Genomic DNA, 25,901 nt, shown 5'->3' on the forward strand with positions numbered 1-25,901 from the left:
GGCTCAGCCCTCCTGGGCGGTCGGGGTCGGCTCGGCGGCGGGCGTGGTGGGCGCAGGGGCCGTGGTGGCCGGGGCGGAGGTGGGCTCCTCGGTGGGCGCCGGGGTCGGCGTGGGCTCGGCCGTCCGCTCGGCCGCGACCCACATCTGGATCGTGTCACCGGGCCGGACGGTGGACCCGCCGATGGGCTCCGTGCGCAGCACGGTGCCCGGCTCGGCGTCCTCCGTGGGCTCCTCGTACAGGGTGATGTTGACGCCCAGGGCGGTGATCTCGTCGATCAGGGGCTGCGCCTGCCGGCCGACCATCCCCGACGGGAGGGTGACGGTGTCGGGCCCCGTCGAGTGGACCACCGTGACGGTCGCCCCGCGCGCCACCTGACCGACCGGGTTCAGGGACAGGACCGTGTCGACCGGCTCGTCCGAGGTCCGGCCCTCCCGCTGGACGGCGAAGCCCAGGTCGGAGAGCTCCTGCACGACGTCGTCCACCGGGCGCCCCTCGTACCGCGCGGCGAGGACCTCCACGGTCTCCGCGGTGGCCTCCGCCTGGGTGGGGGTGGGGGTGGGGGTGGGCGAGGGCGTGCCGGGCACGGCGGAGGTGGAGACGGTGCCCGTGGGCGAGGGCTCGCGGCTCACCGGCTCCGCGTCCCGCAGGAAGAAGAACCAGACCAGCCCGGCGGCCAGCGCCAGGACCAGCATCAGGGGCAGCAGCCACGCCCACGGGGAGCGCCGCCCGGTGTCCTCCTCCGGCGGCGCCGGGAGGGGGCGTGCGTCGTCGTCCTCCGGGGCCCCGACGACGCCCAGCTCGGCCGTGACGGGGTGGGCGGGCTCCGCCGCGGCGGCCCCCGCCGCCCCTGCGACCGCTCCGCGCGTGAGCAGCTGGGTCGGCTCGTCGCGCACGGGCGGGATCGCCTCGGTGGCGTCGTCGTCGGGCAGGTCGAGGAAGGGGCGCATGCCCGGGACGGCCGCGACCGCGGCGTCGACGTCCCCGCGGCGGATCGCGTCGACGGCCGTGGCGAGCGCGCCGGCCGTGGCCGGGCGGTCCTTCGGGTCCTTGGCGAGCATCGACATCACGAGCGCACCCACGGGCTCCGGCACCTCCTCCGGCAGCGACGGCGGCGGGTCGTTGACCTGGGCGAGGGCGATCGCGATCTGCGACTCGCCCGTGAACGGGCGGCGGCCGGCGAGGCACTCGTAGCCGATGATGCCCAGCGAGTAGATGTCCGAGGAGCCCGTGGCGGTCTGGCCCGTGGCCTGCTCCGGGGCCAGGTACTGGGCGGTGCCCATGACCTGCCCGGTGGCCGTCAGGGGCACCTGGTCCGCGAGGCGCGCGATCCCGAAGTCGGTGACCTTGACCCGGTTGTCCGGGGTGATGATCAGGTTGCCCGGCTTCACATCCCGGTGCACGAGGCCCTGGGCGTGCGCGGCGGCCAGCGCCCGGGCGGTCTGCCCGATGTAGTTGAGCACCGTGTCCGGGTCGAGGGTCTTGCGCCGCTCGATGATGTTGGACAGGGGCTCGCCCGGCACCAGCTCCATCACGAGGAAGGCGGAGCCCTCCTCCTCGCCGTAGTCGAAGACGTTGGCGACCCCGGGATGGTTCAGCAGGGCGGTGTGCCGCGCCTCGGCGCGGAAGCGCTGCAGGAAGTTGGGGTCCCCGTTGTACTCCTCCTTGAGGATCTTCACGGCGACGATGCGGCCCAGGACCCGGTCCTTGGCCTTCCACACCTCTCCCATGCCGCCGATCGCGATCCGATCGGTCAGCGCGTAGCGCCCGCCCAGGACGGTGCTCGACGATGGTCTCACTTGTTCAACACCGCCTCGAAGAGTTGCTTGGCGCTCGGACTGGTCAGGGAGGCGCCCGTCGCCACGTCGACGTCCTCGAAGACGACGGCGAGGGCCACCTGGGGGTCGTCGGCCGGGGCGAAGCCCGTGAACCAGGCGTCGTTGAGGCCCTCCTCCGACCCGATCTCGGCGGTGCCGGTCTTGCCGGCGACCTCGACCCCGGGCACGGCCGCGCCGCCGGCGATGCCGTCGTCGACGACCTCGACCATCAGGTCGGAGACCGTGGCGGCGACGTCGGCGCTCGTGGAGCGGCGCAGCTGCTCGGGGCTGAGCTCGTCGATCACGGACAGGTCCGAGGAGCGGACCGTGCGCACGAGCTGCGGCTTCATCTGCACGCCGTCGTTGGCGATCGCGGCGCTCGTCATGGCGACCTGCAGGGGAGTGGTCCGGACGTCGTACTGCCCGATGGAGGACAGGGCCAGCTGGGAGTCGTTGAGCTCCTCGGGGAAGAGCGAGGGCGTCACCTGCAGGGGCACGGACAGCGGCTCGCCGTAGCCGAAGTTCTGCGCCGTCTGCCGGATCGCGTCCTCGCCGAGGTCCAGGGCGATCTGGGCGAAGGGGGTGTTGCAGGACTGCTCCAGCGCGAACTCCAGGTCCGCCTGGGGGCGCGCGGCGCACCCGCCGTTGACGTAGTTCGGCAGGGTCACGTCGGTGCCGGGCAGCGGCAGCTCCTGCGGGTTCGGGATCTGCGTCTGCCGGTCGTACTTGCCGGACTCCAGGGCCGCGACGGTGTCGATGACCTTGAACGTCGAGGCGGGGGCGTAGAGGTCCCCGGCGATGGCCCGGTTCACGAGCGGTCCGTCCGGGTCGCCGTTGAGCCGCTCCGAGGCGGCGATCACCGACGCGGAGTCGTGGGACGCGAGCTCGTTCGGGTCGTAGCCGGGGCTGGAGACCATCGCGAGGATCGCCCCGCTCTTCGGGTCGAGGGCCACGATCGAGCCCTTGCGCCCCTGGAGCAGGTCGTAGGCCTGCTGCTGCAGCTCCGGGTCGATGGTCAGCTCGACCGACGCGCCCCGGGGCTGGTCGCCGGAGAACATCGAGACCACCCGGTCGTAGAACTGCTCGTCGGAGGCGCCCGAGAGCTCCTCGCCCAGGGCGGCCTCGAGGCCGGTCGCGCCGTAGACCAGCGAGAAGTAGCCCGTCAGGTGCCCGTAGGCCAGGGGGTCCGCGTAGACGCGCTGGTACTCGAAGTCGTCGTCGGAGGGCTCCGAGTACGCCTTCGGCTCGCCACCTACGAGGATCGCCCCGCGGTCCGCGCCGAACTGATCGTAGAGGCTGCGGTTGTTCCAGGGGTGGGCCTCGAGGCTGCGCGCCGCGAAGAACTGCACGTAGGTGAGGGCCAGGAGCAGCACGGTGAAGATGGCGGTGCCCGCCATCCAGGTGTGTCGGATCGCCCGGTTCACGATGCTCCTCCGTTCTCTGTGCTGCGGGGGCCGTGGCCGCCCTGGTCGGTGAGGCGGGACATGGCCTCGGTCGGTGTGCCGCCGTCGGCGTCGGAGCCGTGGGGGATGTCGGCGGCGGTGCGGCGCCCCCCGGGGCCGGTCGCGGACAGGGCCTCGGTGGCCGCGGCGTCCACCGCGGCGGCCTGCGCCGTCGTCGGGGGGACGGCGGGCTGGGCCGCGGTGGCGTCGTCCCCGGTGTCCCGGGCGGAGTCGTCCTCGGCGCGGTCCCCGGTCCGGCGGGCCGCGCGGCGCTCCCGGCGCTCGGCGCGCTCCTGCGCGTCCCGGGCGGCGGCCTCCCGCAGGGCGGCCTCGTAGGCGGCGACCTCGGCGAGGTCCTCCTCGGTGGCCGGTCCGGTGACCACCGGGCGGCGGGCGGTGTGGGAGATCGCCAGGACGATCGCCGCGATGATCCAGTTCGACAGCAGCGAGGAGCCGCCGGCGGACATGAACGGCGTGGTCAGCCCGGTCAGCGGGATGAGCCGCGTGACCCCGCCGACCACCACGAACAGCTGCAGCACGATGACGGCGGAGAGCCCGGCGGCGAGCAGCTTGCCGAACGCGTCCCGCGTGCCCAGGGCGGCGCGGAAGCCGCGGGTGACGAACAGGAAGAACAGCATCAGGATCGCGCTGACGCCGATCAGGCCCAGCTCCTCGCCGAACGCGGTGATGATCATGTCCGAGTTCGCGTAGGAGACGAGGTCCGGCCGGCCCTGGCCCAGGCCCTGGCCGAACATCCCTCCGGAGGAGAGCCCGAACAGGCCCTGCACGATCTGCGCGGAGCCGCCCGGGGCCCGGTTGTAGACCTCCGGGTCGAACGCGTTGAGCCAGGAGTCGAGGCGCGCCGCCACGTGGCCGAAGACCTGGCTGGCGAAGAACCCGCCGGCGGCCACGAGGAGCAGGCCGATCACGATCCAGCTCAGCCGGCTCGTGGCGAGGTAGATCATGGCCAGGAACAGGCCGAAGAACAGGATCGCGGAGCCCAGGTCGCGCTGGAAGACCAGGACGCCGATCGCGATGAGCCACGCGGCGAACATGGGCGCCATGTCCCGGAACCGCGGCAGGCGCACGGGGCCGATCTTCTTGCCGGCCAGCAGGATCAGGTCACGGTTCGTGGAGAGGTAGCCCGCGAAGAACACGGCCAGGGTGATCTTGGCGACCTCGCCGGGCTGGAAGGTGCGCCCGCCCACCGAGATCCAGATCCGGGCGCCGTTGAGCTCGAGGCCGAGCCCCGGCAGCAGGGGCAGCAGCAGCAGGACGCCGCTGAGCACCAGGCAGATGTAGGTGATGCGCCGCAGCACCCGGTGGTCCTTGAGGAACCACAGCACCAGGCCCGCGGCGGCCATGGCGATCGCGGTCCACAGCACCTGCGAGCCCGCGGCGGCCTGGTCCGTGGTCAGGTCGATGCGGTGGATCATGGCGATCCCCAGGCCGTTGAGGGCGACCACGACGGGCAGGACGTAGGGGTCGGCGTACTTCGCGCGCAGCCGCAGGACCACGTGCAGCACCAGCGAGCCGATGCCGAGCACGAGGCCCGAGGCGAGGATGTGCTCGTTCTCGGAGGCGAGCCGCTCGGGGTCCACCAGGATGTTGGCGCCCACGCCGATGCCCACGGCGACGACCAGCAGCAGCAGCTCCGTGAACCGGCGGGGCTTCTGCACGGGCCCGGCCGTCCCCGCGGCGGAGGACGCCGCGGGGACGGAGGACGGTGCGGGAACGGTGCTCATCGGCCACCTCCCGGGCTCGCGGTGGGCGAGGGCGCGGGGCTGGTGGGCCCCGGCGGCTCGGTGGCGCGCCGGACCGTGCCCGTGGGCCGCGGCTCGGGGGTCGGGCCGGCGTCCTCGGGGGCGGACTGGCGCAGCCCGCCCACGATCCGCTCGGCCTCCTCGAGGCTGTCCGCGGGGATCGCGTTGCGCACGCGGTCCTGGGCGAAGCTCGGCAGGTCCTCGACCCGCAGGTCGGTGGTCCGCTCGAGCTCGCTCAGGCTCACGGGGCCCAGCGTCTGGGAGACGCCGTTGTAGATGGCCACGCGGCCCTGGTCCTCGGCCACGTAGTACTGCCCGGAGATCCAGCTCTTGGCCAGCCAGCCGCCCGCGACCAGGAGCAGGCCGACCGTGGCCAGCGCCAGGACGGTCACGGCACGGCGGCGTCGGCGCCGGCGCGGGGAGGGCTGCGCCGCGGCCTCCGCCCGGTGCAGCGCCGACTCGACCTCCTGGGGGTCGGCCAGGGTGTCCGGGGAGGAGGTCTCGACGAGGGTCGCCCGCCGCTGCAGCACGCTGTCGCTGACGGTGGGGATGCGCCCCGTCTGGGTCGCGTTGGCCGCCGCGCCCACCAGCAGGTGGGGGCGGGCCGCCAGGTCGCGGCGCAGCACGGCGGCGGAGGACTCGGCGGGCGTGTGCGGGGCGGTGACGGGCTCCGCCGGGGCGCCCTCCGCCGTGAGCTCGTCCGAGGTGCGGGCGGTCTCCGGGTCCGGGACCTCTCCGCTGGCCTCGCCGGCCTGCGGGGCGACGGGGGCGTCGTCGTCGGTCTCGAAGACCTGCACCACGACCACGGTGACGTTGTCGGGGGCCCCGCGGTCCAGGGTCAGCTCCACGAGGGTGTCCACGATCTGATTGAGGTTCCCGGTGGAGCGCAGGACAGACTCGATGGTCTCCGGGCGCACGACGGCGTTGAGCCCGTCCGAGCACAGCAGCCAGCGCTCGCCGACCTGGGGGCGCAGCACCTCCACGTCGATCTCCGGGGAGGCGTCGACGTCCCCGAGCACGCGCATCAGGACGTTCTTGTGCGGGTGGGCCTCGGCCTCGTCGGGGCGCAGCCGGCCCTCGTCGATGAGCCGCTGCACGAAGGTGTGGTCGCGGGTGACCTGCCGGAACTCCTGCTCCCGCAGCCGGTAGGCGCGGGAGTCCCCGATGTGGGCGAGGACCACGTCCTCGCCGTCCGCGAGCAGGGCCGTGACGGTGGTGCCCATCCCGCCGAGGCGGGGATTGCCGGCCACGAGCTTGACGAGGTTCTGGTTGGCGTTCTGGATCTCGTCCGCGAGCACCGTGGCGCCCTCGCCGTGGTGGTCGGGGCGGTCCAGGGCCGTGAGGTCGATGACCGCGGAGGCCGAGGCGACGTCACCGCCCACGTGCCCGCCCATGCCGTCGGCCACCACGGCCAGGAAGCGCCCGGCGTAGGCCGAGTCGTCGTTCTTGGAACGGACCCGGCCCACGTCGGAGCGCGCGGCGTAGCGGAAGGCGACTCCCATGCGTCAGGGCCTCAGTTCCAGGACGGTCTTGCCCACCCGGAACGGGGTCCCGGCGTCGAGGGGCACGGCCCGGCTGAGGCGCTGCTGGCCCACGTAGGTGCCGTTGGTGGAGCCGAGGTCCTCCAGGAACCAGCGGGAGCCCTGGGGGAAGAGCCGGGCGTGGCGCCCGGAGGCGTAGTCGTCGCCCAGCGGGACGGTGGCCTCGGGGGAGCGGCCCAGCAGGACGGGCGCGCTGCCGAGGGGGTAGCTGCGGCCGCGCAGGGGGCCCTCGAGCACCACGAGGGTCTGCGGCCGGGCGCGCTGCCCCGTGGGGACGCCGCCGGCCGGGGGCACCGCCGCGGTCTCCGGGGCGCTGCTCCCGCCGCCGCGCCGGCGCTCCGGGCGGGACCGGGTCAGCGCGGCCGGGAGCTTCCCGCCGACCGCCAGGTCACGGCCCTGGCTGGCGACGATGCTGAAGATGAAGATCCACAGGAGGGCCAGGAAGCCGAAGCGGAGGAGGGTGACGGTCAGTTCGGACATTCAGCGGTTCCCCTTCGGGGTCAGGAGGCGGAATGTGATCCTGGTGCGTCCCATCGTGATGACGGACCCGTTCACCAGCTCGGTGCGTCCGATCACCCGCTCCCCGTCCACGTAGGAACCGTTGGTCGAGCCGAGGTCCACGGCCACGAAGTGCTCGCCCTGGCGCCGGATCTCGAGGTGCTTGCGCGAGACCCCGGTGTCCTCCACGGTGATGTCGGCCTCCGCGGAGCGGCCCAGCACGATCGAGTCCGCGTTGATGGAGAACCGCTCGCCGGCCACGTCCAGCACCGGGATCCAGTACTGGGCGGGCGTGGCCTGCGTCGGCTCGTCCTCCTCGCGGCGGTGGCCGCGGGCGATCCGGTGCCCGCTCGGCGTGGCGGGCGTGTTGGGGGACTCGGGGGTGCGCTGGGCCGAGGAGTGGATCCGGAACTCGCCCGGCTCCACCTCGGGGTTGCGGGTGAAGGAGACCTTCACCGCTCCCTGCAGGGTGTAGGCCTGGCTGCGCGCGTGCTTGATCACGACGTCGCACAGCTCCTCCGCCAGCGGCGTGCCCCAGTCCTGGGCGCGCGGGAAGTCCTCGTCGGAGAACTCCACGACGAAGACGTTGGGGGCCATGGTGCGGCCCGCGGAGATCGTGAAGGCCTCCTGGTCCAGCTCGCGCCGCAGGGCGCTGGCGATCTCGACCGCCTCCACGCGCTTGCGGGAGCCCGTGGCGAAGGCGGCGCGGACGGCCTTCTCGATGTTCTTCTCGAGGCTTTCGAGGAATCCCATGCCGCCTCCTTCCTGGCGTCGATCGCGGTGCGCATGCCCGCAGTCCCGGGTCAGGCGTTCTCCAGGATAGTAGACGTGACGCCTGGGAGCCCGGTCGGCGGGCCGGAGCGGCCCGGCCGGGTCTCTTCCCTCCCGCGCCCCCGGGGGCGCATCATGGCGTGATGAAGCACACTGATCACAAGCGCGCGACGCTCTCGGCCCTCGCGGTCTCGGTACTCCTGCTGGCCGGGTGCGGCGACGGCGGCGGCACCGGCGGCGAGGAGCCCACCGACGGGGCCGGGACGAGCGCGCCGGCCGAGCCCACCGCCACCGGGGACGAGACCGGCGACGCCACGGCCACGCCCTCGGGCACCGCGAGCCCCGACGACGACGAGAGCGCCACGCCGTCCGGCACCGCCACCGCCGACGACGACGAGAGCGCCACCGCCACGCCCTCGGGCACGGCGGGCGCCGCCCGGGAGGCCGACACCCTGGCCGCCGCCGTCGCCACCGCCGAGGAGGCCGTGGGCGGCGACGCGCAGGCGTTCGAGCTGGGCCGCGAGGACAGCCCGGCCAGCTGGGAGACCAGCGTGGCCTCGGGGGAGCGGGAGCACGAGGTCTACGTCTCCGAGGACGGGGCCGAGGTGATCAGCCAGGAGGAGGGCGAGCTCGACGCCGACGACCGCGAGCGGCTGGGCCGGGTCCAGGTCCCCCTGGAGGACGCCCTGCGCACGGCGCTGGGGACGGTCGGCGGCACGCTCGACGAGGCCCAGCTCGACACGGAGGACGGCGTCACCGTGTGGGAGATCGACATCGACGAGCCGGACGGCAACTCCGTGGACGTGTACGTGAACGTCGAGGACGGCTCTGTGCTCAAGATCGACCGCTGACCCGGTGGCCGCCGCCGTGCCGGGGCGCGCCGAGCGCCGCCGGCTGCAGCTCACGTTCGCCGGGCTGCTGATGTCGGTCCTGCTGGCCGCCCTCGACCAGACGATCGTGGCCACCGCCCTGCCCTCGATCGTGGGGGACCTCAACGGGCTGGAGCACATCTCCTGGGTGATCACCTCCTACGTGCTGGCCTCCACCGTGGGCCTGCCCGTCTACGGCAAGCTCGGCGACCTGTACGGGCGCAAACGGGTCTTCCAGGCGGCCATCGTCGTGTTCCTCCTGGGCTCGATGCTGTGCGGGATCGCCCAGGACATGGGCCAGCTCGTGGTGTTCCGGGCGCTGCAGGGCCTGGGCGGCGGCGGGCTGTTCATCGGCGCGCAGGCCGTCATCGCCGACCTCGTCTCCCCCCGCGAGCGGGGCAAGTACATGGGCGTGATCGGGGCGGCGTTCGGGCTGGCCTCCGTGAGCGGGCCCCTCCTCGGCGGGTTCCTCACCGACGTCGCCAGCTGGCGGTGGGTGTTCTACATCAACCTCCCCCTCGGCATCGCCTCCCTCCTGTTCGTCCAGGCCTTCCTGCACCTGCCCCCGGTGCCGCGGGCGGCCCCGCGCCTGGACTACCTGGGCACGCTGCTGCTCGCGGCCGCGAGCGTGGCCGTCGTGCTGCTCACGAGCTGGGCCGGCACCGTCCACCCGTGGGGCAGCCCCCGGATCCTGGGGCTCGCCGCGGCCTCCGTGGTGCTCGGCGGGCTGTTCGTGCTCGTGGAGCGGCGCGCGGCGGAGCCGATCATCCCGCTGCACCTGCTGCGCGACCGCGACTTCCTGGTCCCCACCGGCGCCGCGGTGTGCACGGGCGTGCTGATGTTCGCGACCATCTCCTACCTGCCCACCTTCCTGCAGATGGTCAACGGGGCCTCCGCCACGCGGGCCGGGCTGATGATGATCCCGATGACGCTCGGCATGCTCGTGGGCACGATCGGCACCGGCCAGCTCATCGCCCGGAGCGGCCGGTACAAGGTGTGGCCCGTGCTCGGTTCCGTGGTGATGGCCGCGGGACTGGTCGCGCTGTCCCGCATCGACGCGACCACGCCCTACTGGTTCACGGCGGCCGGGATGACGGTGATGGGCTTCGGCATCGGCTGCCTGCTGCAGAACCTGGTGCTCATCGTGCAGAACGCCGCGCCGCGCCAGGAGGTGGGCGCGGCCACCTCCTCCTCGAACTACTTCCGCCAGATCGGGGCGTCGTTCGGGATCTCCGTGTTCGGCTCCGTGTTCGTCGCCCGGCTCGGCGACGAGCTCGCGGCCTCCGCGCCGGGCGCTCCCGCACTGCCGGTCGAGGACCTCAACGCCCTGAGCCCGCAGGTCCTCGCCGGGCTGCCCGCCCCCGTCCAGGACGCCGTGGCGCACGCGTTCGGCGAGGCCCTGCCGCCAATCTTCCTCCTCGGGCTCCCCGTGGCGGCGCTGTGCCTGGTGCTGACGCTGCGCATCCGGGAGATCCCGCTCGGCACGGGCACGGGCACGGGCGTGGACGCGGCGCCGGCGGGACCGCCCGCGGAGGCCCCCGAGGAGAGCCCCGGACGGTCCCCGGGGCGCGCCGGGGGCTGATCCGCCGGGGGCGCCTGGCTAGGCTGGGGCCGGAACCGCCGTCCGGTGCCGCACGCGCCCGCCGAAGCCGAGGAGCAGCCCATGACCGATCCGCGCCCCTTCACCACCGCCGACCTCTACGACGAGCGCGGGGAGCAGCTGATGTCCTGCCCGCGCCAGTTCCTCGACCTGGGCGGGGTGCCCGCGTTCACCGGTCCGGTGCGCACCATCCGCTGCTTTCAGGACAACGGCCTGGTCAAGGCCGTGCTCAACTCCCCGGGGGAGGGCGCGGTCCTCGTGGTCGACGGCCACGGCTCCATGGGCACCGCGCTGATGGGGGACATGATCGCCGAGGCCGCCGTGCGCAACGGCTGGGCCGGGGTGATCATCAACGGACCGGTGCGGGACCGCACGGCGCTCGCGGAGCTGCCGCTGGGGATCAAGGCCCTGGGCTCCAACCCGCGCAAGTCCGCCAAGGACGGCGTCGGCGAGCAGGACGTCCCGGTGGTCATCGAGGGCACCACGTTCGTGCCCGGCCGCACGGTGTGGGCGGACGAGGACGGGATCCTCGTCGAGAGCTGAGCGCCGCCGGCCCGCGGGACGCCGCGCCGCAGCCCCCGGTCCTCAGGCGCGGTGGGTCGCCACCCCGCCGCGGTAGGTCGCGGCGATCCCGATGTGCTCCACCGACCCGCCGCGCCGGTGCACCTCCAGCGGGTTCTCCTCCAGCACCACGAGGTCGGCGAGCTTGCCGGGGGCCAGCGTGCCGATCCGGTCGCCCATCCCGAGGGCCTTCGCCGCCTCGCAGGTGTGGGCGGCCAGGGCCTCGAGGATCCCGAGGCGCTCGGCGGCGGGGCCGAACCGCCGGCCGTCCCCGTCGAGCCGGTCGGTCCAGGCCTGCACGGAGCGCAGGACGTCGCCGTCGGCCACGGGACGGTCGGAGCTGCCCGCGACCCGCACCCCGGCGTCGAGGAAGCTGCGGCCGCGGTAGGTCCAGTCCGAGCGCTCCGGGCCCAGGAGGCGGCGGAACTGGGCGGCCATGGGGCGCAGGAACCCGATCTGGGGGGTCACGACGATCCCGGCGGCGGCGAGACGGGGGAGCTGGTCCGGGCGGACGATGCTCGCGTGCTCGATCCGGTTGGGGAACCGGCGGCGGCCGTGGGCCCGCTGGCACTGCTCCAGGACGTCGATCGCGAAGTCGATCGCGCGGTCCCCGATCGCGTGGGCGGCCACCGACCACCCGGCCCGGTAGGCGGCGCGGACCGCCGCGGCCATCCGCTCGGGGTCGTCCTGGAACCACCCCGTGGAGTGGCCGGATCCGCAGAACGCCTCGGTCACCGCCGCGCTCTCGCCCAGTAGGGAGCCGTCGACGAAGACCTTGACCGGCCCGAGCATCAGCTCGTCGTCGCCGAAGCCGGTGCGCAGCCCCAGGTCCAGGCCGCGGACGTCGTCGTCCGCCCCGCCGAGGCCGCCGATCCCGTGCAGGACGTCCAGGACGGGCATCACCTGGGCGCGGGCGTGCAGGGCGCCGCTCTCGCGGGCGCGCTGGTAGGCGAGCAGCTCGGAGGGGTTGTGGCCGATCCACCCGCCGCCCACCCCGGCCTCCGCGAAGGTGGTGATGCCCTCGGCCGCGTAGCGGGCGGTGGCGCGGTCCAGCGCGGCCACGATCTTCTCGACCGGGTGGGGGCGGAACAGCTCCTGCACCACGGCCTGGGCGGTCTCCTCCACGAGCCCGGTGGCGCGGCCCGCGGCGTCGCGGCCGACCCGCCCGCCCTCGGGGTCCGGGACGCCGGGGTCGAGGATCCCGGCGCGGCGCAGGGCCTCGGAGTTGACCACGGCGGCGTGCCCGGAGGTGTGGCGGACGAACAGGGGCGTGCCGCCGGTGATCCGGTCGAGGACGTCGAGCTCCGGCAGGGCCCCGCCCACGGCTCCGGGGTAGAAGCCGGTGGCCATGAGCCACGGCTCGTCGGCGGGCTTCTGCGCCATGCCCCGCTCCAGGGCCGCGTAGAGCCCGTCGAGGGAGGTGCACCCGGAGAGGTCCACCTCGGCCAGGCCGAGCCCGAACCAGGTGGTGTGGCAGTGGGCGTCGACGAAGCCCGGCAGCACGGTCCGCCCGCCCAGGTCCACGGTCTGGGCCGCCGGCAGGTCCGGCTCGTCGAGGGCCACGATCCGCCCGCCGAGCACGCCGAGGCCGGAGGCGGCGGGCCGGCGCGGGTCCATGGTGAGGACGTCGGCGTTGACGAGCAGGAGGTCGAGCTGCATCGGGGTCCTTTCCTGGGCGTGGCCCGTGGTGCCCCCATCGTCGCACCGTCCGTCCCCAGGGTTAGCCTGGGAGCCCCGCGCCGCCGCGAGACAGGACCCGCCGTGCCGTTCACCCCGCCCAGCTCCTTCTCCACCCGCCCGGACCTGCGGGGCGCCTTCGGGATGGCGTCCTCGACGCACTGGCTCGCCACGGCGGCCGCGCAGTCCGTCCTGGAGCGCGGCGGCAACGCCTTCGACGCCGCGGTGGCCGGCGGGTTCGTGCTGCACGTCGTCGAGCCCCACCTCAACGGCCCCGGCGGCGACCTCACCGGCCTCTTCGCCACGGCCGGGCGGCCCGGGGAGCCCGTGGTGCTCATGGGCCAGGGCCCGGCGCCCGCCGGGGCCACGGCGGAGCACTGCCGCGCCGAGGGGCTCGACCTCGTCCCGGGCGCCGGGGCGCTGGCGGCCGCGGTCCCCGGCGCGGTGGACGCGTGGTTCGTGCTGCTGCGCGACCACGGCACGTGGGAGCTCGCCGACGTCCTCGCCCTCGCCGCCGGCTACGCCCGCGACGGCCACCCCGTGCTGGGCCGCGTCGGCGCCACCATAGCCGCCGTGTCCGGCCTCTTCGCCGAGCACTGGCCCTCCTCGGCCCGGCAGTGGATGCCCGCGGGGCGCCCACCGGCCGCCGGCGAGATGATCCGCAACGAGGCCTACGCACGGGTGCTGGAGCGGCTCGTGGCCGCAGGGGCGGGCGCGCGGACCCGCGAGGCCCGGATCGAGGCGGCCCGGCGCGTCTGGCGGGAGGGCTTCGTGGCGGAGGCCGCCGCGGCCTTCGTCTCCGCCCCGCACCGGCACTCCTCGGGCACCGACCACGCCGGGGTGCTGACGGTCGAGGACTTCGCGTCCTTCGAGGCCGGCTACGAGCCGGCCGCCACCCTCGAGTTCCGCGGCCACACGGTCGCCAAGACCGGGCCGTGGGGGCAGGGGCCCGTCCTGCTGCAGGCCCTCGCGATCCTCGACGGCTTCGACGACGACCGCCTCGACCCCTCCACCGCGCTCGGGGCCCACACCGTCCTCGAGGCGCTGAAGCTCGCGCTCGCCGACCGCGAGGCCTGGTACGGCGACGACGACGTCCCGCTCGGGCACCTGCTCTCGCCCGCCTACGCCGCCGAGCGGCGGGCGCTGATCACGGACACCGCCTCGCACGAGCTCCGGCCCGGCCGGGTGCCGGGCCGCGAGCCGTTCCTCCCGCCCCTGCGCACCGAGCACGGCGGCGGGGACACGTCCGCGCTCCCCGCCGCGGGCGAGCCCACGGTCCGGCCCACGGGGGAGACCCGGGGGGACACCTGCCACATCGACGTGGTGGACCGCTGGGGCGGCATGGTCGCGGTCACCCCCTCCGGCGGCTGGCTGCAGTCCTCGCCCACGATCCCCGGGCTGGGCTTCTGCCTCGGGACCCGGCTGCAGATGACCTGGCTCGAGGGCGGGCCCTCGCGGCTGACCCCCGGGAAGAGGCCCCGCACCACGCTCTCGCCCACCCTCGTGCTCCGGGACGGGCACGCGGTGGCGGCGCTCGGCTCCCCCGGCGGGGACCAGCAGGACCAGTGGCAGCTGCCGTGGCTGCTGCGCACGCTCGTGGGCGGCTGGACCCCGCAGCAGGCCGTCGACGCCCCCACCCTGCACACCACCTCGGTGCCCGGCTCGTTCTGGCCCCGGACCTGGGAGCCGGGCGGCGCCGTGGTGGAGGACCGGCTCGGCGAGCACGTGCTGGCGGACCTGGCGCGGCGCGGGCACCGGGTGGTCCGGGCCGGTGACTGGTCCCTGGGCCGGCTGTCCGTGGTGACGCGGGACCCGGCCACCGGCGTGGTGGGCGCCGCGGCCGACCCGCGCGGCGTCCAGGGCTACGCCGCCGGCCGCTGATCCGGCCCGCGCGCACCGGGCGGTGACGGGAGGGGCTCAGCCCAGGGCGGCGACGAGCTCCGTGGCCTGCCGGATCGCCTCCTTCGCGTCCAGCTCCGCGGCGACGTCGGCCCCGCCCACCAGGTGCACCGGGACGGCCCCGGTGTCGTGCCCGGCGGCGAGGAGCGCATCGTGCAGGTCCCGCAGCGGTTCCTGTCCCGTGCACAGCACGACGGTGTCCACCGCCAGCACCTGCTCGACCGGCCCGTCCGGGCCGGGGACGGTGAGGTGCAGCCCGTCGTCGTCGATCCTCCGGTACGCCACGCCGCTCAGCGCGCGGACGCCCGCGGCCCGCAGGGACGCGCGGTGGATCCAGCCCGTGGTGCGGCCCAGGCCCGCGCCCGGCTTGCCGGGGGAGCGCTGCAGCAGCGTCACCTCCCGGGCCGGGCGCGGGGGCCGGTGCGGGAGCAGGCCGCCCCGCGCGGACAGCGTCGTGTCCACGCCCCAGCTGCGGTAGAAGTCGGCCCGGGGATCGGCGCCGGGGGAGTGGACGAGGAACTCGGCGACGTCGAAGCCGATCCCGCCGGCGCCCAGGACCGCGACCCTCCGGCCGGCGGGGGCGCCCTCGAGGAGCTCGCGGTAGCCGACGACCGAGGGGTGGTCGACCCCCTCGATCGCGGGCACGCGCGGCTCCACGCCGGTGGCCAGCACGATCCGGTCGAAGCCGGCCAGGTGCGCGGGGGCCGCGGCGGCGCCCGTCCGCACGTCCACGCCCAGCTCGGCGAGCCGGGCGGCGAAGTAGCGCAGGGTCTCGGCGTACTCCTCCTTGCCGGGGATGCGCAGGGCGAGCAGGAACTGCCCGCCGATCCGGTCCGCGGCCTCGAACAGGGTCACCCGGTGCCCGGCCTGGGCCGCCTCGACCGCGCACGCCAGCCCCGCGGGGCCCGCGCCCACGACGGCGATCCGCTCGGCCCGGCGGGTGGGGCCCAGGCGCAGCAGCGTCTCGTGGCCGGCCCTCGGGTTGACGAGGCAGGAGGCGGTGCGGCCGGCGAAGGTGTGGTCCAGGCAGGCCTGGTTGCAGGCGATGCACGTGTTGATGGTCCCGGCCCGGCCGGCGGCGGCCTTCGCCACGAAGGCGGGGTCCGCGAGCAGGGGCCGGGCCAGGGAGACCATGTCGGCGTCCCCGTCGGCGATGATGCGCTCGGCGACCTCCGGGGTGTTGATCCGGTTGACCGCCACGAGCGGGATGCCGACCTCGCCCTTGAGCCGGCGGGTCACCCAGGCGAAGCCGCCGCGGGGGACGACCGTGGCGATGGTGGGGATCCGGGCCTCGTGCCAGCCGATGCCCGTGTTGAGCAGGCTCGCCCCGGCGGCCTCGACGGCCCGCGCCAGGGCGACGACCTCGTCGAGCGTGGAGCCGCCGGGCACGAGGTCCAGTATGGACAGCCGGTAGATCAGGAGGAAGCCGGGACCCGTGCGCTCGCGCACCCGCCGGACGATCTCCACGGGCAGCCGCATCCGGTGCTCGTACGGCCCGCCCCAGCCGTCGGTGCGGTGGTTGGTCTCGGCGGCGAGGAACTCGTTGATGAGGTAGCCCTCGGAGCCCATGACCTCCACGCCGTCGTACCCGGCCTCCTGGGCCAGCGCGGCGGTCCTGGCGAAGTCCTCGATGGTCTGCTCGACCTCCTCGGCGGTCAGCTCGTGCGGGAGCACCGGGCTGATGGGGGCGCGCAGCGGACTCGGCGCCACGGCGGCGGGCGTCCGGGCGTAGCGGCCGGCGTGCAGGATCTGGAGCGCGATCCGGCCGCCCTCGGCGTGCACGGCGCCGGTGACCGTGCGGTGCCGGGCCACCTCCTCCGGCGTGCTGAGCACGGCGCCCCCGGGGTGGGTGGCGCCCTCGGGGCTCGGCCCGATCCCGCCGGTGACGATCAGCCCGACGCCGCCGCGCACCCGCTCCGCGTAGAACTCCGCCAGCCGCTCGAAGCCGCCGGGCGCCTCCTCCAGGCCGGTGTGCATCGAGCCCATGAGCACCCGGTTGGGCAGGGTGGTGGAGCCCACCCGCAGGGGGACAGCAGGTGGGGGTAGGGCACGGTCATCCGATACTCCTCGTCTCAGGTACCTTCGTCACCGTAGGCGAGGGGTGAGCTGTGCCACAAGCGGCGCGCTCACGGCTGCGCGAGCCGCGCCCTCCAGGAGGCGCGCCACGGCTCGACGTCGTGGGGTGCCGGGCCCACGGGTGCTCATGGGGCACAGCGTAGCGGCGTCGCCCGACAGGATGCCGCCGCCGTCGCGGAGTCCGGCGCGCGCGCCGGGGGTCAGTCCGAGGTCGGGGGCTGGTAGCCGCCCTTCGCCGGGTCCTGGTCGTCGCCCGTCACCTCGTGGGTCGGGGTGCCGGCGTCGCTCACGCCGGGCAGGCGCTGGCCGGCGTTGGTCTGGCCGAGGGGGTCCTGGGCCGTCTCCAGGTCCCGGGCCGGGGTGTCCGGGACGCCGACGTCGTCGGCCAGGTGCGGGTCGTCGGGGATGCTGTCGCCGGAGGCGGGGGTCGTGTTCATGCGTCCAGACAACCAGCGGCTCCCCGGCCTGGCAAGGGCCGCGGATATCGCGGAGAGCGAATGGACAGGGTGCTGACAATCCCGTGGGGGGCATGCCATAGTGGGAGCAACGGCTCACTGTTGTGAGGAATTCGCAGTTGTCGATCGAGGCCGCCGCCCGGCGGCGGCCGGAAGAAGGAGACGCACTCATGGCCAAGCAGAACCAGCGCACCGCCCCCTACACCGTTCCCGGCCTGACCACCGAGGACGGCCACGAGGTCGCGCGGACGCTGCAGCTGCGGCTGCACGCCCTCAACGACCTCCAGCTCACCCTCAAGCATGCCCACTGGAACGTGGTGGGTCCCAACTTCATCTCCGTCCACGAGATGCTGGACCCGCAGATCGAACTCGTGCGCGGCTTCGTCGACGAGCTCGCCGAGCGCATGGCCACCATGGGCGTGGCCCCCAGCGGCCTGCCGGGCGAGATCGTCAAGGCCCGCACCTGGGACGACTACTCCGTCAACCGCGCCACCGGTGTGGAGCACCTCGCCGCCCTGGACCTCGTCTACACCGGCGTGGTGGAGGACCACCGCGAGGCGATCGAGAAGATCGGCGAGCTCGACCCCATCACCGAGGACATCCTGATCGGCCAGGTCAAGGAGCTCGAGCTGTTCCAGTGGTTCATGCGCGCGCACCTGGAGAGCAGCAGCGGCGACCTGCGCCACGGCGGCGCCACCACGGAGCTGGGCGCGGCGGAGTCCGCCGCGCAGTAGCCCGGAGCGCGCGATGAGCACCGATCGCCCCGGCCCCGCGGACCCTCCCGGTCCGCGGGGCCGGGGCGTGCTCACCGCCATGACGTTCAACATCCGCCGTCCGCTGCCGCGCTACCGCCGCGCCGCGCCGGACGCCTGGTTCACCCGCCTGCCCGCGGTCCAGGCGGTCGTGCGGGAGCACCTGCCGCAGCTGGCGGCCCTCCAGGAGGTCCACCCCGAGCAGCTGCACCCGCTGCGCGAGGCCTTCGGCCCCGCCCACGAGTTCCTGGGCCGCAGCCGGGACGCAGGGGAGCACGGCGAGCGCTGCCTCCTCGTGGTGGACACCGACCGGTTCGAGATCCGGGACTGGCGCCAGCGGTGGCTCTCGCCCACCCCGGAGGTCCCGGGCTCGCGGTGGCCCGGGGACCCCTATCCGCGCACCCTGGTCCGCGCGGACCTGGTGGACCGCCGCACGGGCGTGCTGTGGCGGGCGGTCGCCACGCACCTGGACCCGTGGCCGGAGCGGTCGCGGCTGCGGGAGCTGGCCGCCCTCCAGCGGCTGCACCTGGAGTGGGAGGGGCCGCTGCTGCTGCTGGGGGACATGAACGCCCGCGCCGGCCGCTCCCGGACCTGGGAGGCCGCGCTCGCCGGCGGGCTGCGCGACGTCCTGCCCGAGGACGCCCCCGGGACCTACCACCGCTACCGGGAGCCCGGCCCGCGCACTCCGCGCCTGGACTGGATCCTGCACGGCGGTCCCGTCCGGGTGCTCGGCGCCCGCGTCGTGGCCGACCGGCCCCGCGGCACGTGGGCCTCGGACCACTTCCCCGTCCTGGCCGAGCTCGAGCACGACGACGGCTCCGCGGCCTGAGGAGCGGGCCCGTCGGCGGTCCGGAGCCCGCTGGTAGTCTCGGAGGCGACCCTCCGGCACGAGGAGCACGATGCGCCACGACGCCGTTCGCCGAACCGGGAGTGCATCCGGCCCCGGCCGTCCCCGGCCCCGCGCCCGGGGGCCCTGCCGCCCGGACGGGGGCCCGCCGTGATCGGGCCGGTCCTCGACGGCGTCGCCGTGGTGCTGGGTCTCAACCTGCTCCTCTGCCTGGTGCGCGTCCTGCGGGGCCCGACCGGGCGGGACCGGCTGCTGGGGGTCCTTCTGACCGGCAGCACCGGGGCCGCCCTCCTCGCCGTCCTGTCCGTCTCGACCGGGGTGCCCGCCCTGCGTGACGCCGCCCTCGTCATGGCGGCGCTCTCGTCGGTGGTGGCTGTGGCCAGGCTGCGGGCCGAGACGGAGGAGCCGTGACCGCGGGCCTGCTCCTCGAGCTCCTCTCGGCCGTCCTCGTCGTGGCCGGGACCGGGTTCTTCACCGTGGGCACCCTCGGCCTGGTGCGGCTGCCCGACCTGCGGACCCGGTTGCACGCCCTGACCAAGGCCGACAACCTGGGCCTGGGCCTCGTGGTGCTCGGGCTCGTCCTGCAGGCGGGCTCGGCGGGCGCCGCCGCCAAGCTCCTCGTCGTCTGGTTCCTCGCGATGCCGGCCTCCGCGGTGGTCGCCCACCTGATGTCCCGCGGCGGGGGTCTCAGCGCGGCGGGGAGCGCCGCGGACGGCCCCGGGACGCCGGGGGAGGGGGGCTCCGGTGGGGGATGACCCCGTGGGCCTGCTCGACGTCCTCCTCGGCCTCGCCGTGGTGGCCGGCGCGGCCACGGCCCTCACGGCACGCCGGCGGATGGGCGCCGTCGTGTCCTTCCTGGTGCTCGGGGTCCTGCTCGCGGTGCTCTGGAGCCGCCTGGGCGCCCCGGACGTGGCCCTGGCCGAGGCCGCGATCGGCACCGGCGTCACCGGCGCCCTGTTCGTCGACGCGGTGACCCGCGGGCCCCCGGCGGCCCGGCCGCCCGGCGCGGTGCCCGGAGCGGTGCCCGGAGCGGGGGCGCGGGCCGGGGTGTCCGGGGCCCTCGCGGCCGTGCTCCTGGGGGCCGGGCTGGGGACGGCGTTCGCCGGAGCCGCCGGGGCGGGTGCGGCCCCGGGCGGGCTCACCGGGCAGGTGCTCGGGCGGATGGACGTCGCGGGCGTCGAACACCCGGTCAGCGCGGTGCTGCTGAACTTCCGCTCCTACGACACGCTGCTCGAGGTCGTCGTGCTGTTCGTCGCGGTGCTCTCCGTGACCGCGACCCTGGGCGAGGAGCGGCCCCGGCACCCCGCTCCGGCCGCGCGGGCCGCCACCCTCGTCTGGTTCTGCCGGGTCATGGCCCCGGTGCTGGTGCTGGTCGCGGCGTGGGTGCTCTTCGCGGGCTCGGACCGGCCGGGCGGGGCGTTCCAGTCGGGGGCCGTCCTGGCAGGGGCCCTGATCCTCATGGACACGGCCGGGCTGGGGCCCGGGCCCGATCACGGGAGGCTCCTCCGGGTGGCGCTGGTGGTGGGACCGGCCGCCTTCCTCGTCGTGGCGGCGGGCGGGCTCGTGGCGGAGGGCGAGTGGCTGGCGCTGGACCCCGTGTGGGCCGGAGGCCTCATCGTGGCCGTGGAGACGCTGCTGGCCCTGAGCATCGGGGTGGCGCTGACGGTCGTCTTCCTGGCGCTGGGCAGGGGCCGGGTGAGCCCCCCGTGAGCACGCTCGAGTGGTACCTGTGGGTGGCCGCGGCGCTGCTCGGCCTCGCCTGCGTGCGCCTCCTGCTGGCGCGGGACCCGCTCGTGCGCCTGATCGCGATCAACGTGGCCGGCAGCGGGTCGCTGCTCGTGCTCGTCGCCCTCGCCGCGCGCACGGACCCGCCGGACCCGGTCCTGCACGCCCTGGTGCTCACCGGCATCGTCATCACCGTGGCGTTCACCGGCGTGGGGCTGGTGCTGCTGCGCCGCGCCGAGGAGGCCGCCGAGGCTCCCGGGGAGGACGGCGCCGCCGGGAACGGGGAGGGGCCGTGAACGACCCCTCCGCGCTGCTGGGCCTGGTGGTCCTCGGCCCCCTGGCCCTCGTCCTCGTCACCGGCGTCCTGCCGGAGCGCTGGCTGCCGCCGGTGGGCCTGGCCGGCGCGGCCGGCACGTCCGCCGCCGCCCTGGTCCTCGCCGCCCACGTGGGCCGCAGCGGGCCCGTGGGGCACGACCTCGCGGGCTGGGGCCCGCCGCTGGGCATCGTCCTGCGTGCGGACGGCCTCAGCGCCCTCTTCCTCGCCCTCACCGCGCTCGTCGGTGCGGGGGTGACGGTCTACGCGGCCTCGGACCGCGCGGCCACCGGGGACCACCCGCGGTTCTGGCCGCTGTGGTTCGCCGTGTGGGCGGGACTCGACGCCGTGTACGTGGCGGGCGACCTGTTCAACACCTACGTCGCCCTGGAGGTGGTGGGGCTCGCGGCGGTGGGGCTCGTGGCGCTGGGCGGGGGGCCGGCGTGGGGCCCGGCGCTGCGCTACCTGTTCGTGGCGGTCCTGGGCTCCACGCTGCTGCTCGTGGCCGTCGCCCTCGTCTACGCGCAGGCCGGGACCCTGGAGCTGCTGGCCGCCGGGGAGCGGCTGGCCTCCTCGGGGTGGGACAGCAGGTGGGCCGCGGTGCTCGTCGTCGTCGCCCTGGGGCTCAAGGCGGCCCTCGTGCCGATGCACGCCTGGCTGCCGCCGGCGCACGGCTCGGCCCCCACCGCGGTGAGCGCGGTGCTGTCCGCGCTGGTGGTCAAGGCCGCGTTCTTCGTCCTCGTCCGGATGTGGTTCTGGGTGCTGGGGCCGGAGCCGGTGCTGGCCGTGGTCCTGGGGCTGCTCGGCGCCCTGGCCGTGCTCTGGGGCGGGGTGCTGGCCCTGGCCCAGCGGCACCTCAAGCAGGTGGTGGCCTACTCGACCGTCGCACAGATGGGCTACCTCTTCCTCCTGTTCCCGCTGACCTCCGCGGCCGCCGGCGACCCCGAGGTCCTGCGAGCGGCGTGGGGCGGCACCGCGGCCCTCGTGGTGGGCCACGGCTTCGCGAAGGCCTCGCTGTTCCTCTCGGCCGGGACGCTCAAGAGCGTCTACGGCACGGACTCGCTGTCCGAGCTGGCCCGCGTGGTGCGGCCCCTGCCCTCCGTGGTGATGGGGATGGGCGTCGCCGCGGTGACGCTGGCCGGGCTGCCGCCGAGCCTGGGCTTCGCGGGAAAGTGGCAGCTCGTCGTGGCGTCCGTGGGCAGCGGGCAGTGGGGCTGGGCCGCGGTGCCGATCGGGGGAGGCCTGCTCTCAGCGGCCTACCTGCTCAAGCCGCTGACCGTCATGCTGCGCGAGCCGCAGGACCGCGCCAGGCCGCTGCCGGAGTCCCGCTCCGCCTCGCTGCGCGTGCGCTACGCCCCGCTCCTGCTGGCCCTCGTCCCGCTCGTGCTGGGCCTGGCCGGCCCGGCCCTGCCGGACCTGGCGACGACGGGCGGTCCCCCGGGAGGCGGACCGTGAGCGCCGCGGACTTCTCCCTGGCGGGCCCCAGCGCGGTCCCGCTCGTCATGGTGCTGGTCTCCCTGGTGCCCGGCACCCTCATCTTCTTCCTGGGGGAGGACCAGGTCCGGCTGCGCTCGGCGCTGAACCTCAGCGCCGCGGTGGCCAAGCTGGGGCTGGTGGCGTTGCTCGTGCCGGCCGTGGTGGACGGGGCCCGGCCGGAGTGGCGCGCGCCCCTGTACCCCGGCGTCGACCTGGTGCTGAGGGCGGAGCCGCTGTCCCTGCTCTTCGCCGGGCTCTCGGCCGTGCTGTGGCTGCTGACCACGGTCTACGCCATCGGCTACCTCGAGCGCTACTCCCACCGGAGCCGGTTCTTCGGCTTCTTCAGCCTGTGCGTGGCCGCGACGGTCGGGATCTCGTTCTCGGGCAACCTCGTGACGTTCCTCGTCTTCTTCGAGCTGCTCACCGTCACCACCTACCCGCTGGTCGCCCACTGGGGGACCGCCGAGGCCGTGCGCGCCGCGCGGCTGTACCTCTTCTACACCCTCTCCGGGGGCATGAGCCTGCTGGCGGGGGTCGCCCTGCTCACCTCCCGCGCCGGGTCCGTGGACTTCGAGGCGGGAGGCGCCGGGGCCGTCCGGCGGTTCGCGGAGGAGTCGCCCGGCACCGCGGTCGTCGCCTTCGGGCTCCTGGTGGCCGGGCTGGGCGTCAAGGCGGCCCTGTTCCCCCTGCACGGCTGGCTGCCCCGCGCCATGGTGGCGCCGGCCCCGGTCAGCGCCCTGCTGCACGCCGTGGCGGTGGTCAAGGCCGGCGTGTTCGGGATCGTGCGCGTCGTCCACGACGTCTACGGCGTGGAGCTCGCCCGGGCGCTGGGGGTGCTCGCCCCGCTGCTGGCCCTGGCGTGCGTCACGGTCGTCTACGGGTCCGTCCTCGCGCTGCGCCAGGACGACCTCAAGCGGAGGCTGGCGTACTCCACCGTCAGCCAGGTGTCCTACGTGACGCTCGGGATCGCGATGTTCAGCGAGGCCGGCGCCGCGGGCGGGCTGGTCCACCTGGTGCACCAGGGCCTGATGAAGATCACGCTGTTCTTCTGCGCCGGGATCTTCGCCGAGCTGCTGGGGGTGAAGACCGTCTCCGGGCTGGCGGGCGTGGGCCGCCGGATGCCGCTGACGGCGGCGGCCTTCACGGTGGGGGCCCTCGGGATGATCGGCCTGCCGCCCGTCGCGGGCTTCGTCTCCAAGTGGCAGCTGGGGCAGGGCGCGCTCGACGCCGGGCGCCCGGAGCTCCTCGGGGTCCTGCTGCTGAGCGCCCTGCTCAACGCGGCCTACTTCCTGCCCGCCGTCTGCGCCCTGTGGTTCGGGGACCCCGCGGACGACGCCCCGGAGCACCGGGAGGAGGCCCCGGCGGCGCTGCTGGTGCCCACGCTGACGACGGCGCTCCTGTCGGTCGCCGCGGGCGTGGCCGCGGGGCTGCCCTACTCGCCGCTGTGGATGTCCCAGCTGATCGCGGACGGGGTGTACCCGGGATGAGCACCGCCCTGTTCGCCCTCGCCCTGCTCTACCCGCTGGCGCTCACCGGCGCGCTGGCGCTGAGCGGGACGGCCTCCCCCCGGCGCGCCGCCGCGGCCCGCCGGCTGCTGGTCCGGTGCGCCCCGCCGGCCGCCGTCCCGTTCGTCCTCCTGACGCTGCTCCCCTCGGCGGGGGGAGCGCAGCCGCCCGCGCTCGCGCTGCCGTGGATGCTGTTCGGGACGTCCTGGGAGCTGGACGGGCTCGCCCGGCCCCTGGTCCTCGCCGGCGCCCTGCTCTACGGGGCGGCGCTCGCCGCGACTGCGTGGCCGCGGCCCGCACCGGAGGAGGGGGCCGGCTCGGCGGGACTGACCGCGTTCCTGCTCGTGAGCCTCGTCGGCAACATGGGCGTCTGCACCGCCGCCGACGCCGTGACCTTCTACCTCTGCTTCGCCCTCATGAGCTTCGCGGCCTACGGGCTCGTCGTGCACCACCGCACGCGCGAGGCCCGGCGGGCGGGCCGCGTCTACCTGGTGCTCGCGGTGGCGAGCGAGACGGCGCTCCTCGCCGCGCTGCTGCTGGTGGTCTCCGCGGGAGGAGTGCGACTCGCGGACGCCCCCGCCGCAGTGGCCGGCTCCGAGCACCTGCACTGGATCGTGGGGCTGCTGCTGGCCGGCTTCGGGGTGAAGGCGGGGACCCTGCCCCTGCACGTGTGGCTGCCGCTGGCCCATCCGGCCGCCCCGGCCGCGGCCAGCGCCGTCCTGTCCGGGGCCATGGTCAAGGCCGGGATCGTCGGGTGGCTGCGGTTCCTGCCCCTGGGGGAGGTGGCCCTCGAGGGCTGGGGGACGGCCCTGGTGCTGCTGGCCCTGGCCGGGGCGTTCCTGGCCGTGCCCGTGGGGGACCTGCAGCGGGACCCGAAGGTCGTCCTGGCCTACTCCACGATCAGCCAGATGGGCTTCCTCGCCTCGGTGGTCGGGGTGGCGCTGGCGGTGCCCGAGCTGGCCGAGGCCTGCGCCGGGGCGGCGGTGGTCTACAGCGTGCACCACGGCTTCGCGAAGGGCGCGCTGTTCCTGGGCGTGCCGGTGTGGAAGCACTTCGGGTCCGCCCGGACGGCGCCGCTGGTGGTAGTGGGGATGGCGGGGGCCGCGCTGGCCGTCGCCGGGGCGCCGCTCAGCTCCGGGGCCGTGGGCAAGTACGCCGCGAAGCACGCCGTGGAGGGGGTCACCGTCCTGGGCGCGGACCTCACGCAGCTGCTGCCGCTGGTCGCCACCGGCTCCACGCTGCTCCTGCTGCGCTTCGGCGTGCTCCTGGCCCGGGCCGACCTCGGGCCCGGGCACCGGCCGGACGCCGAGCTGTGGGCGTGGCTGCTGGTCGTGGCGACCGGCATCGCGGTGCCGTGGTCGCTCACCCGGCGGTGGGTGCCCTCCGCGGACCTCCCCGGGCTCGAGCTCGTCACCCTCTGGGACGCGTCGTGGCCGATCCTGCTCGGGCTCGTGATCGGCGCGGCGTGGTGGGCGCTGTCCGCGCGGGAGGCGCTCCCGTCGTGGGCCGCGCACCCGGACGGGCGCGCCGTGTCCCCGGGGGACCTCGTGGTCCCGGAGGAGGCCCTGCTGCGGCGGGCCCGGCGGTGGGCCGCCGGGACGCAGGAGCGGGGGGCACGGTCCCGGGCCGCCGCCGCGGAGGCCGCGCGCCGGCTCCGGCCGGGCCCGCGGGAGCTCGACGCCGCCCGCTCGGCGGTGCGCGCGGTCCACTCCTGGTCCGGCAGCGGCGCGGTGCTGCTGGCGCTCGTGGCGCTCGTGGTCCTCGCCCTGGCGGTGGCGCCGTGAGGCGGGCCGGGGCGGTGCTCGGCCGCGGGCTGCTCCTGGGCGTGCTCTGGTGGGCGCTGACCGAGGGCGACCCGCCGGCCTGGTACTACGGGCTCGCCGCCGTCACGGCGGCCCTGGTGGCCAGCCTCCGCCTCTCCCCGCCGGGGCCCTCCCGCGGGCGCCTCGCGGTGCGCGCCTGGCACACCGCGCGCCTGCTCCTGTGGTTCCTGGGCCGCTCCGTGCTCGGCGGCGTCGACGTCAGCCGCCGCATCCTGGCCCCGCGCGTCGACGTCCGCCCGGAGGTCCAGCGTCATCCGCTGTGCCTGCCGCCCGGGCACCAGCGCCAGCTCGCCCTGGCCATGGTGAGCCTCATGCCGGGGACCCTCCTGGTGTCGCTGGAGGAGGACTCGGCGCTGATCCACGTTCTGGACCGGCGGATCCCGGTGGCCGGGACCTGGGAGGAGCTGCAGCGGCGGATCGCGGCGGCGGCCGGCGACGACCTCCCGGACCGGCGCCCGGACCCGCCCGGCGACTAGGCTGGGAGCAGGAGCGC

22 protein-coding genes and 1 pseudogene are annotated in these 25,901 nt (G+C 75.5%); 14 read left to right on the forward strand and 9 right to left on the reverse strand.

What is annotated here, in order from left to right:
* Nucleotides 1-3: 3 nt before the first annotated feature.
* The 6 genes from IEW07_RS14190 to IEW07_RS14215 are packed head-to-tail and all read right to left on the reverse strand — an operon-like array spanning nucleotide 4 to nucleotide 7,812.
* Nucleotides 4-1,797 carry a protein kinase domain-containing protein gene (locus IEW07_RS14190; RefSeq protein ID WP_188538360.1) on the reverse strand — a complete coding sequence of 598 codons (1,794 nt, stop codon included), beginning with the start codon at nucleotides 1,795-1,797 and terminating at the stop codon, nucleotides 4-6.
* A complete protein-coding gene (locus tag IEW07_RS14195; RefSeq protein ID WP_188538362.1) occupies nucleotides 1,794-3,239 on the reverse strand; it encodes a peptidoglycan D,D-transpeptidase FtsI family protein in 1,446 nt (481 codons plus the stop codon). Before IEW07_RS14195 ends, IEW07_RS14190 begins: the two co-directional genes overlap by 4 nt.
* A complete protein-coding gene (locus IEW07_RS14200; protein ID WP_188538365.1) occupies nucleotides 3,236-5,002 on the reverse strand; it encodes an FtsW/RodA/SpoVE family cell cycle protein in 1,767 nt (588 codons plus the stop codon). The genes IEW07_RS14195 and IEW07_RS14200 overlap by 4 nt, the downstream gene beginning before the upstream one ends.
* On the reverse strand, nucleotides 4,999-6,522 hold the full coding sequence (locus IEW07_RS14205) for a PP2C family protein-serine/threonine phosphatase (protein WP_188538367.1): 1,524 nt from the start codon (nucleotides 6,520-6,522) through the stop codon (nucleotides 4,999-5,001). Before IEW07_RS14205 ends, IEW07_RS14200 begins: the two co-directional genes overlap by 4 nt.
* Nucleotides 6,523-6,525: 3 nt before the next feature.
* Nucleotides 6,526-7,041 carry an FHA domain-containing protein FhaB/FipA gene (locus IEW07_RS14210; RefSeq protein ID WP_188538369.1) on the reverse strand — a complete coding sequence of 172 codons (516 nt, stop codon included), beginning with the start codon at nucleotides 7,039-7,041 and terminating at the stop codon, nucleotides 6,526-6,528.
* Nucleotides 7,042-7,812 (reverse strand): FHA domain-containing protein, encoded by a 771-nt coding sequence (locus IEW07_RS14215; RefSeq protein ID WP_188538371.1) that lies wholly within the window; start codon nucleotides 7,810-7,812, stop codon nucleotides 7,042-7,044.
* A gap of 161 nt (nucleotides 7,813-7,973) precedes the next feature.
* Between IEW07_RS14215 and IEW07_RS14220 the strand changes: the two genes are divergently transcribed.
* The 3 genes from IEW07_RS14220 (at nucleotide 7,974) to rraA (ending at nucleotide 10,842) form a co-directional block, all read left to right on the forward strand.
* Nucleotides 7,974-8,681 carry a PepSY domain-containing protein gene (locus tag IEW07_RS14220; RefSeq protein WP_188538372.1) on the forward strand — a complete coding sequence of 236 codons (708 nt, stop codon included), beginning with the start codon at nucleotides 7,974-7,976 and terminating at the stop codon, nucleotides 8,679-8,681.
* Nucleotides 8,682-8,685: 4 nt separating this feature from the next.
* Complete coding sequence (locus IEW07_RS14225; RefSeq protein ID WP_229741864.1) at nucleotides 8,686-10,281, forward strand: MDR family MFS transporter; 1,596 nt, start codon at nucleotides 8,686-8,688, stop codon at nucleotides 10,279-10,281.
* 81 nt (nucleotides 10,282-10,362) lie between these two features.
* Nucleotides 10,363-10,842 carry a ribonuclease E activity regulator RraA gene (gene rraA / locus IEW07_RS14230; protein WP_188538374.1) on the forward strand — a complete coding sequence of 160 codons (480 nt, stop codon included), beginning with the start codon at nucleotides 10,363-10,365 and terminating at the stop codon, nucleotides 10,840-10,842.
* Nucleotides 10,843-10,884: 42 nt separating this feature from the next.
* On the opposite strand, the gene IEW07_RS14235 is transcribed toward rraA, so the two are convergent.
* Nucleotides 10,885-12,519 carry an amidohydrolase gene (locus IEW07_RS14235; RefSeq protein WP_188538377.1) on the reverse strand — a complete coding sequence of 545 codons (1,635 nt, stop codon included), beginning with the start codon at nucleotides 12,517-12,519 and terminating at the stop codon, nucleotides 10,885-10,887.
* A gap of 162 nt (nucleotides 12,520-12,681) precedes the next feature.
* On the opposite strand from IEW07_RS14235, the gene IEW07_RS14240 reads away from it, so the two are divergent.
* A complete protein-coding gene (locus IEW07_RS14240; protein WP_188538468.1) occupies nucleotides 12,682-14,418 on the forward strand; it encodes a gamma-glutamyltransferase family protein in 1,737 nt (578 codons plus the stop codon).
* A 36-nt stretch (nucleotides 14,419-14,454) separates the two neighbouring features.
* Here IEW07_RS14240 and IEW07_RS14245 read toward each other — a convergent pair.
* Nucleotides 14,455-16,493, reverse strand: a pseudogene (locus IEW07_RS14245) (FAD-dependent oxidoreductase).
* A gap of 219 nt (nucleotides 16,494-16,712) precedes the next feature.
* Nucleotides 16,713-16,949, reverse strand: coding sequence for a hypothetical protein (locus tag IEW07_RS14250; RefSeq protein ID WP_188538379.1), 237 nt, complete (start codon nucleotides 16,947-16,949; stop codon nucleotides 16,713-16,715).
* 188 nt (nucleotides 16,950-17,137) lie between these two features.
* Between IEW07_RS14250 and IEW07_RS14255 the strand changes: the two genes are divergently transcribed.
* From IEW07_RS14255 to IEW07_RS14300, 10 genes are all read left to right on the forward strand, one after another.
* Nucleotides 17,138-17,701, forward strand: coding sequence for a Dps family protein (locus IEW07_RS14255; RefSeq protein ID WP_188538380.1), 564 nt, complete (start codon nucleotides 17,138-17,140; stop codon nucleotides 17,699-17,701).
* Nucleotides 17,702-17,714: 13 nt separating this feature from the next.
* A complete protein-coding gene (locus tag IEW07_RS14260; RefSeq protein WP_188538381.1) occupies nucleotides 17,715-18,548 on the forward strand; it encodes an endonuclease/exonuclease/phosphatase family protein in 834 nt (277 codons plus the stop codon).
* A 168-nt stretch (nucleotides 18,549-18,716) separates the two neighbouring features.
* A complete protein-coding gene (locus tag IEW07_RS14265) occupies nucleotides 18,717-18,977 on the forward strand; it encodes an MrpF/PhaF family protein (protein WP_229741865.1) in 261 nt (86 codons plus the stop codon).
* The gene (locus IEW07_RS14270) at nucleotides 18,974-19,321 is read left to right on the forward strand and encodes a cation:proton antiporter (protein ID WP_229741866.1); all 348 of its coding nucleotides are present in this window, start codon (nucleotides 18,974-18,976) and stop codon (nucleotides 19,319-19,321) included. Before IEW07_RS14265 ends, IEW07_RS14270 begins: the two co-directional genes overlap by 4 nt.
* Entirely contained in the window at nucleotides 19,311-20,276 is a 966-nt protein-coding gene (locus IEW07_RS14275) for a hydrogenase subunit MbhD domain-containing protein (protein ID WP_229741867.1), read from the forward strand. Before IEW07_RS14270 ends, IEW07_RS14275 begins: the two co-directional genes overlap by 11 nt.
* Entirely contained in the window at nucleotides 20,273-20,587 is a 315-nt protein-coding gene (locus IEW07_RS14280) for an NADH-quinone oxidoreductase subunit K (RefSeq protein ID WP_188538383.1), read from the forward strand. The genes IEW07_RS14275 and IEW07_RS14280 overlap by 4 nt, the downstream gene beginning before the upstream one ends.
* Entirely contained in the window at nucleotides 20,584-22,059 is a 1,476-nt protein-coding gene (locus IEW07_RS14285) for a complex I subunit 5 family protein (protein ID WP_188538385.1), read from the forward strand. The genes IEW07_RS14280 and IEW07_RS14285 overlap by 4 nt, the downstream gene beginning before the upstream one ends.
* Nucleotides 22,056-23,567 carry a proton-conducting transporter transmembrane domain-containing protein gene (locus IEW07_RS14290; RefSeq protein WP_229741868.1) on the forward strand — a complete coding sequence of 504 codons (1,512 nt, stop codon included), beginning with the start codon at nucleotides 22,056-22,058 and terminating at the stop codon, nucleotides 23,565-23,567. Before IEW07_RS14285 ends, IEW07_RS14290 begins: the two co-directional genes overlap by 4 nt.
* A complete protein-coding gene (locus IEW07_RS14295) occupies nucleotides 23,564-25,369 on the forward strand; it encodes a proton-conducting transporter transmembrane domain-containing protein (protein WP_188538387.1) in 1,806 nt (601 codons plus the stop codon). The genes IEW07_RS14290 and IEW07_RS14295 overlap by 4 nt, the downstream gene beginning before the upstream one ends.
* Nucleotides 25,366-25,884: a Na+/H+ antiporter subunit E gene (locus tag IEW07_RS14300; protein WP_188538389.1), complete on the forward strand. Its 519-nt coding sequence runs from the start codon at nucleotides 25,366-25,368 to the stop codon at nucleotides 25,882-25,884. The genes IEW07_RS14295 and IEW07_RS14300 overlap by 4 nt, the downstream gene beginning before the upstream one ends.
* Nucleotides 25,885-25,901 lie beyond the last annotated feature (17 nt).

The organism is Kocuria dechangensis (assembly GCF_014636775.1).
Lineage (GTDB): Bacteria > Actinomycetota > Actinomycetes > Actinomycetales > Micrococcaceae > Kocuria > Kocuria dechangensis.

What these genes read in the sequence shown, in the direction of transcription:
- IEW07_RS14200 (WP_188538365.1), bottom strand. Translation starts at nt 5,002, where the DNA reads ATGAGCACCGTTCCCGCACCGTCCTCCGTCCCCGCGGCGTCCTCCGCC.
- IEW07_RS14205 (WP_188538367.1), bottom strand. Translation starts at nt 6,522, where the DNA reads ATGGGAGTCGCCTTCCGCTACGCCGCGCGCTCCGACGTGGGCCGGGTC.
- IEW07_RS14210 (WP_188538369.1), bottom strand. Translation starts at nt 7,041, where the DNA reads ATGTCCGAACTGACCGTCACCCTCCTCCGCTTCGGCTTCCTGGCCCTC.
- IEW07_RS14215 (WP_188538371.1), bottom strand. Translation starts at nt 7,812, where the DNA reads ATGGGATTCCTCGAAAGCCTCGAGAAGAACATCGAGAAGGCCGTCCGC.
- IEW07_RS14220 (WP_188538372.1), top strand. Translation starts at nt 7,974, where the DNA reads ATGAAGCACACTGATCACAAGCGCGCGACGCTCTCGGCCCTCGCGGTC.
- rraA (WP_188538374.1), top strand. Translation starts at nt 10,363, where the DNA reads ATGACCGATCCGCGCCCCTTCACCACCGCCGACCTCTACGACGAGCGC.
- IEW07_RS14235 (WP_188538377.1), bottom strand. Translation starts at nt 12,519, where the DNA reads ATGCAGCTCGACCTCCTGCTCGTCAACGCCGACGTCCTCACCATGGAC.
- IEW07_RS14240 (WP_188538468.1), top strand. Translation starts at nt 12,682, where the DNA reads ATGGCGTCCTCGACGCACTGGCTCGCCACGGCGGCCGCGCAGTCCGTC.
- IEW07_RS14250 (WP_188538379.1), bottom strand. Translation starts at nt 16,949, where the DNA reads ATGAACACGACCCCCGCCTCCGGCGACAGCATCCCCGACGACCCGCAC.
- IEW07_RS14255 (WP_188538380.1), top strand. Translation starts at nt 17,138, where the DNA reads ATGGCCAAGCAGAACCAGCGCACCGCCCCCTACACCGTTCCCGGCCTG.
- IEW07_RS14260 (WP_188538381.1), top strand. Translation starts at nt 17,715, where the DNA reads ATGAGCACCGATCGCCCCGGCCCCGCGGACCCTCCCGGTCCGCGGGGC.
- IEW07_RS14295 (WP_188538387.1), top strand. Translation starts at nt 23,564, where the DNA reads ATGAGCACCGCCCTGTTCGCCCTCGCCCTGCTCTACCCGCTGGCGCTC.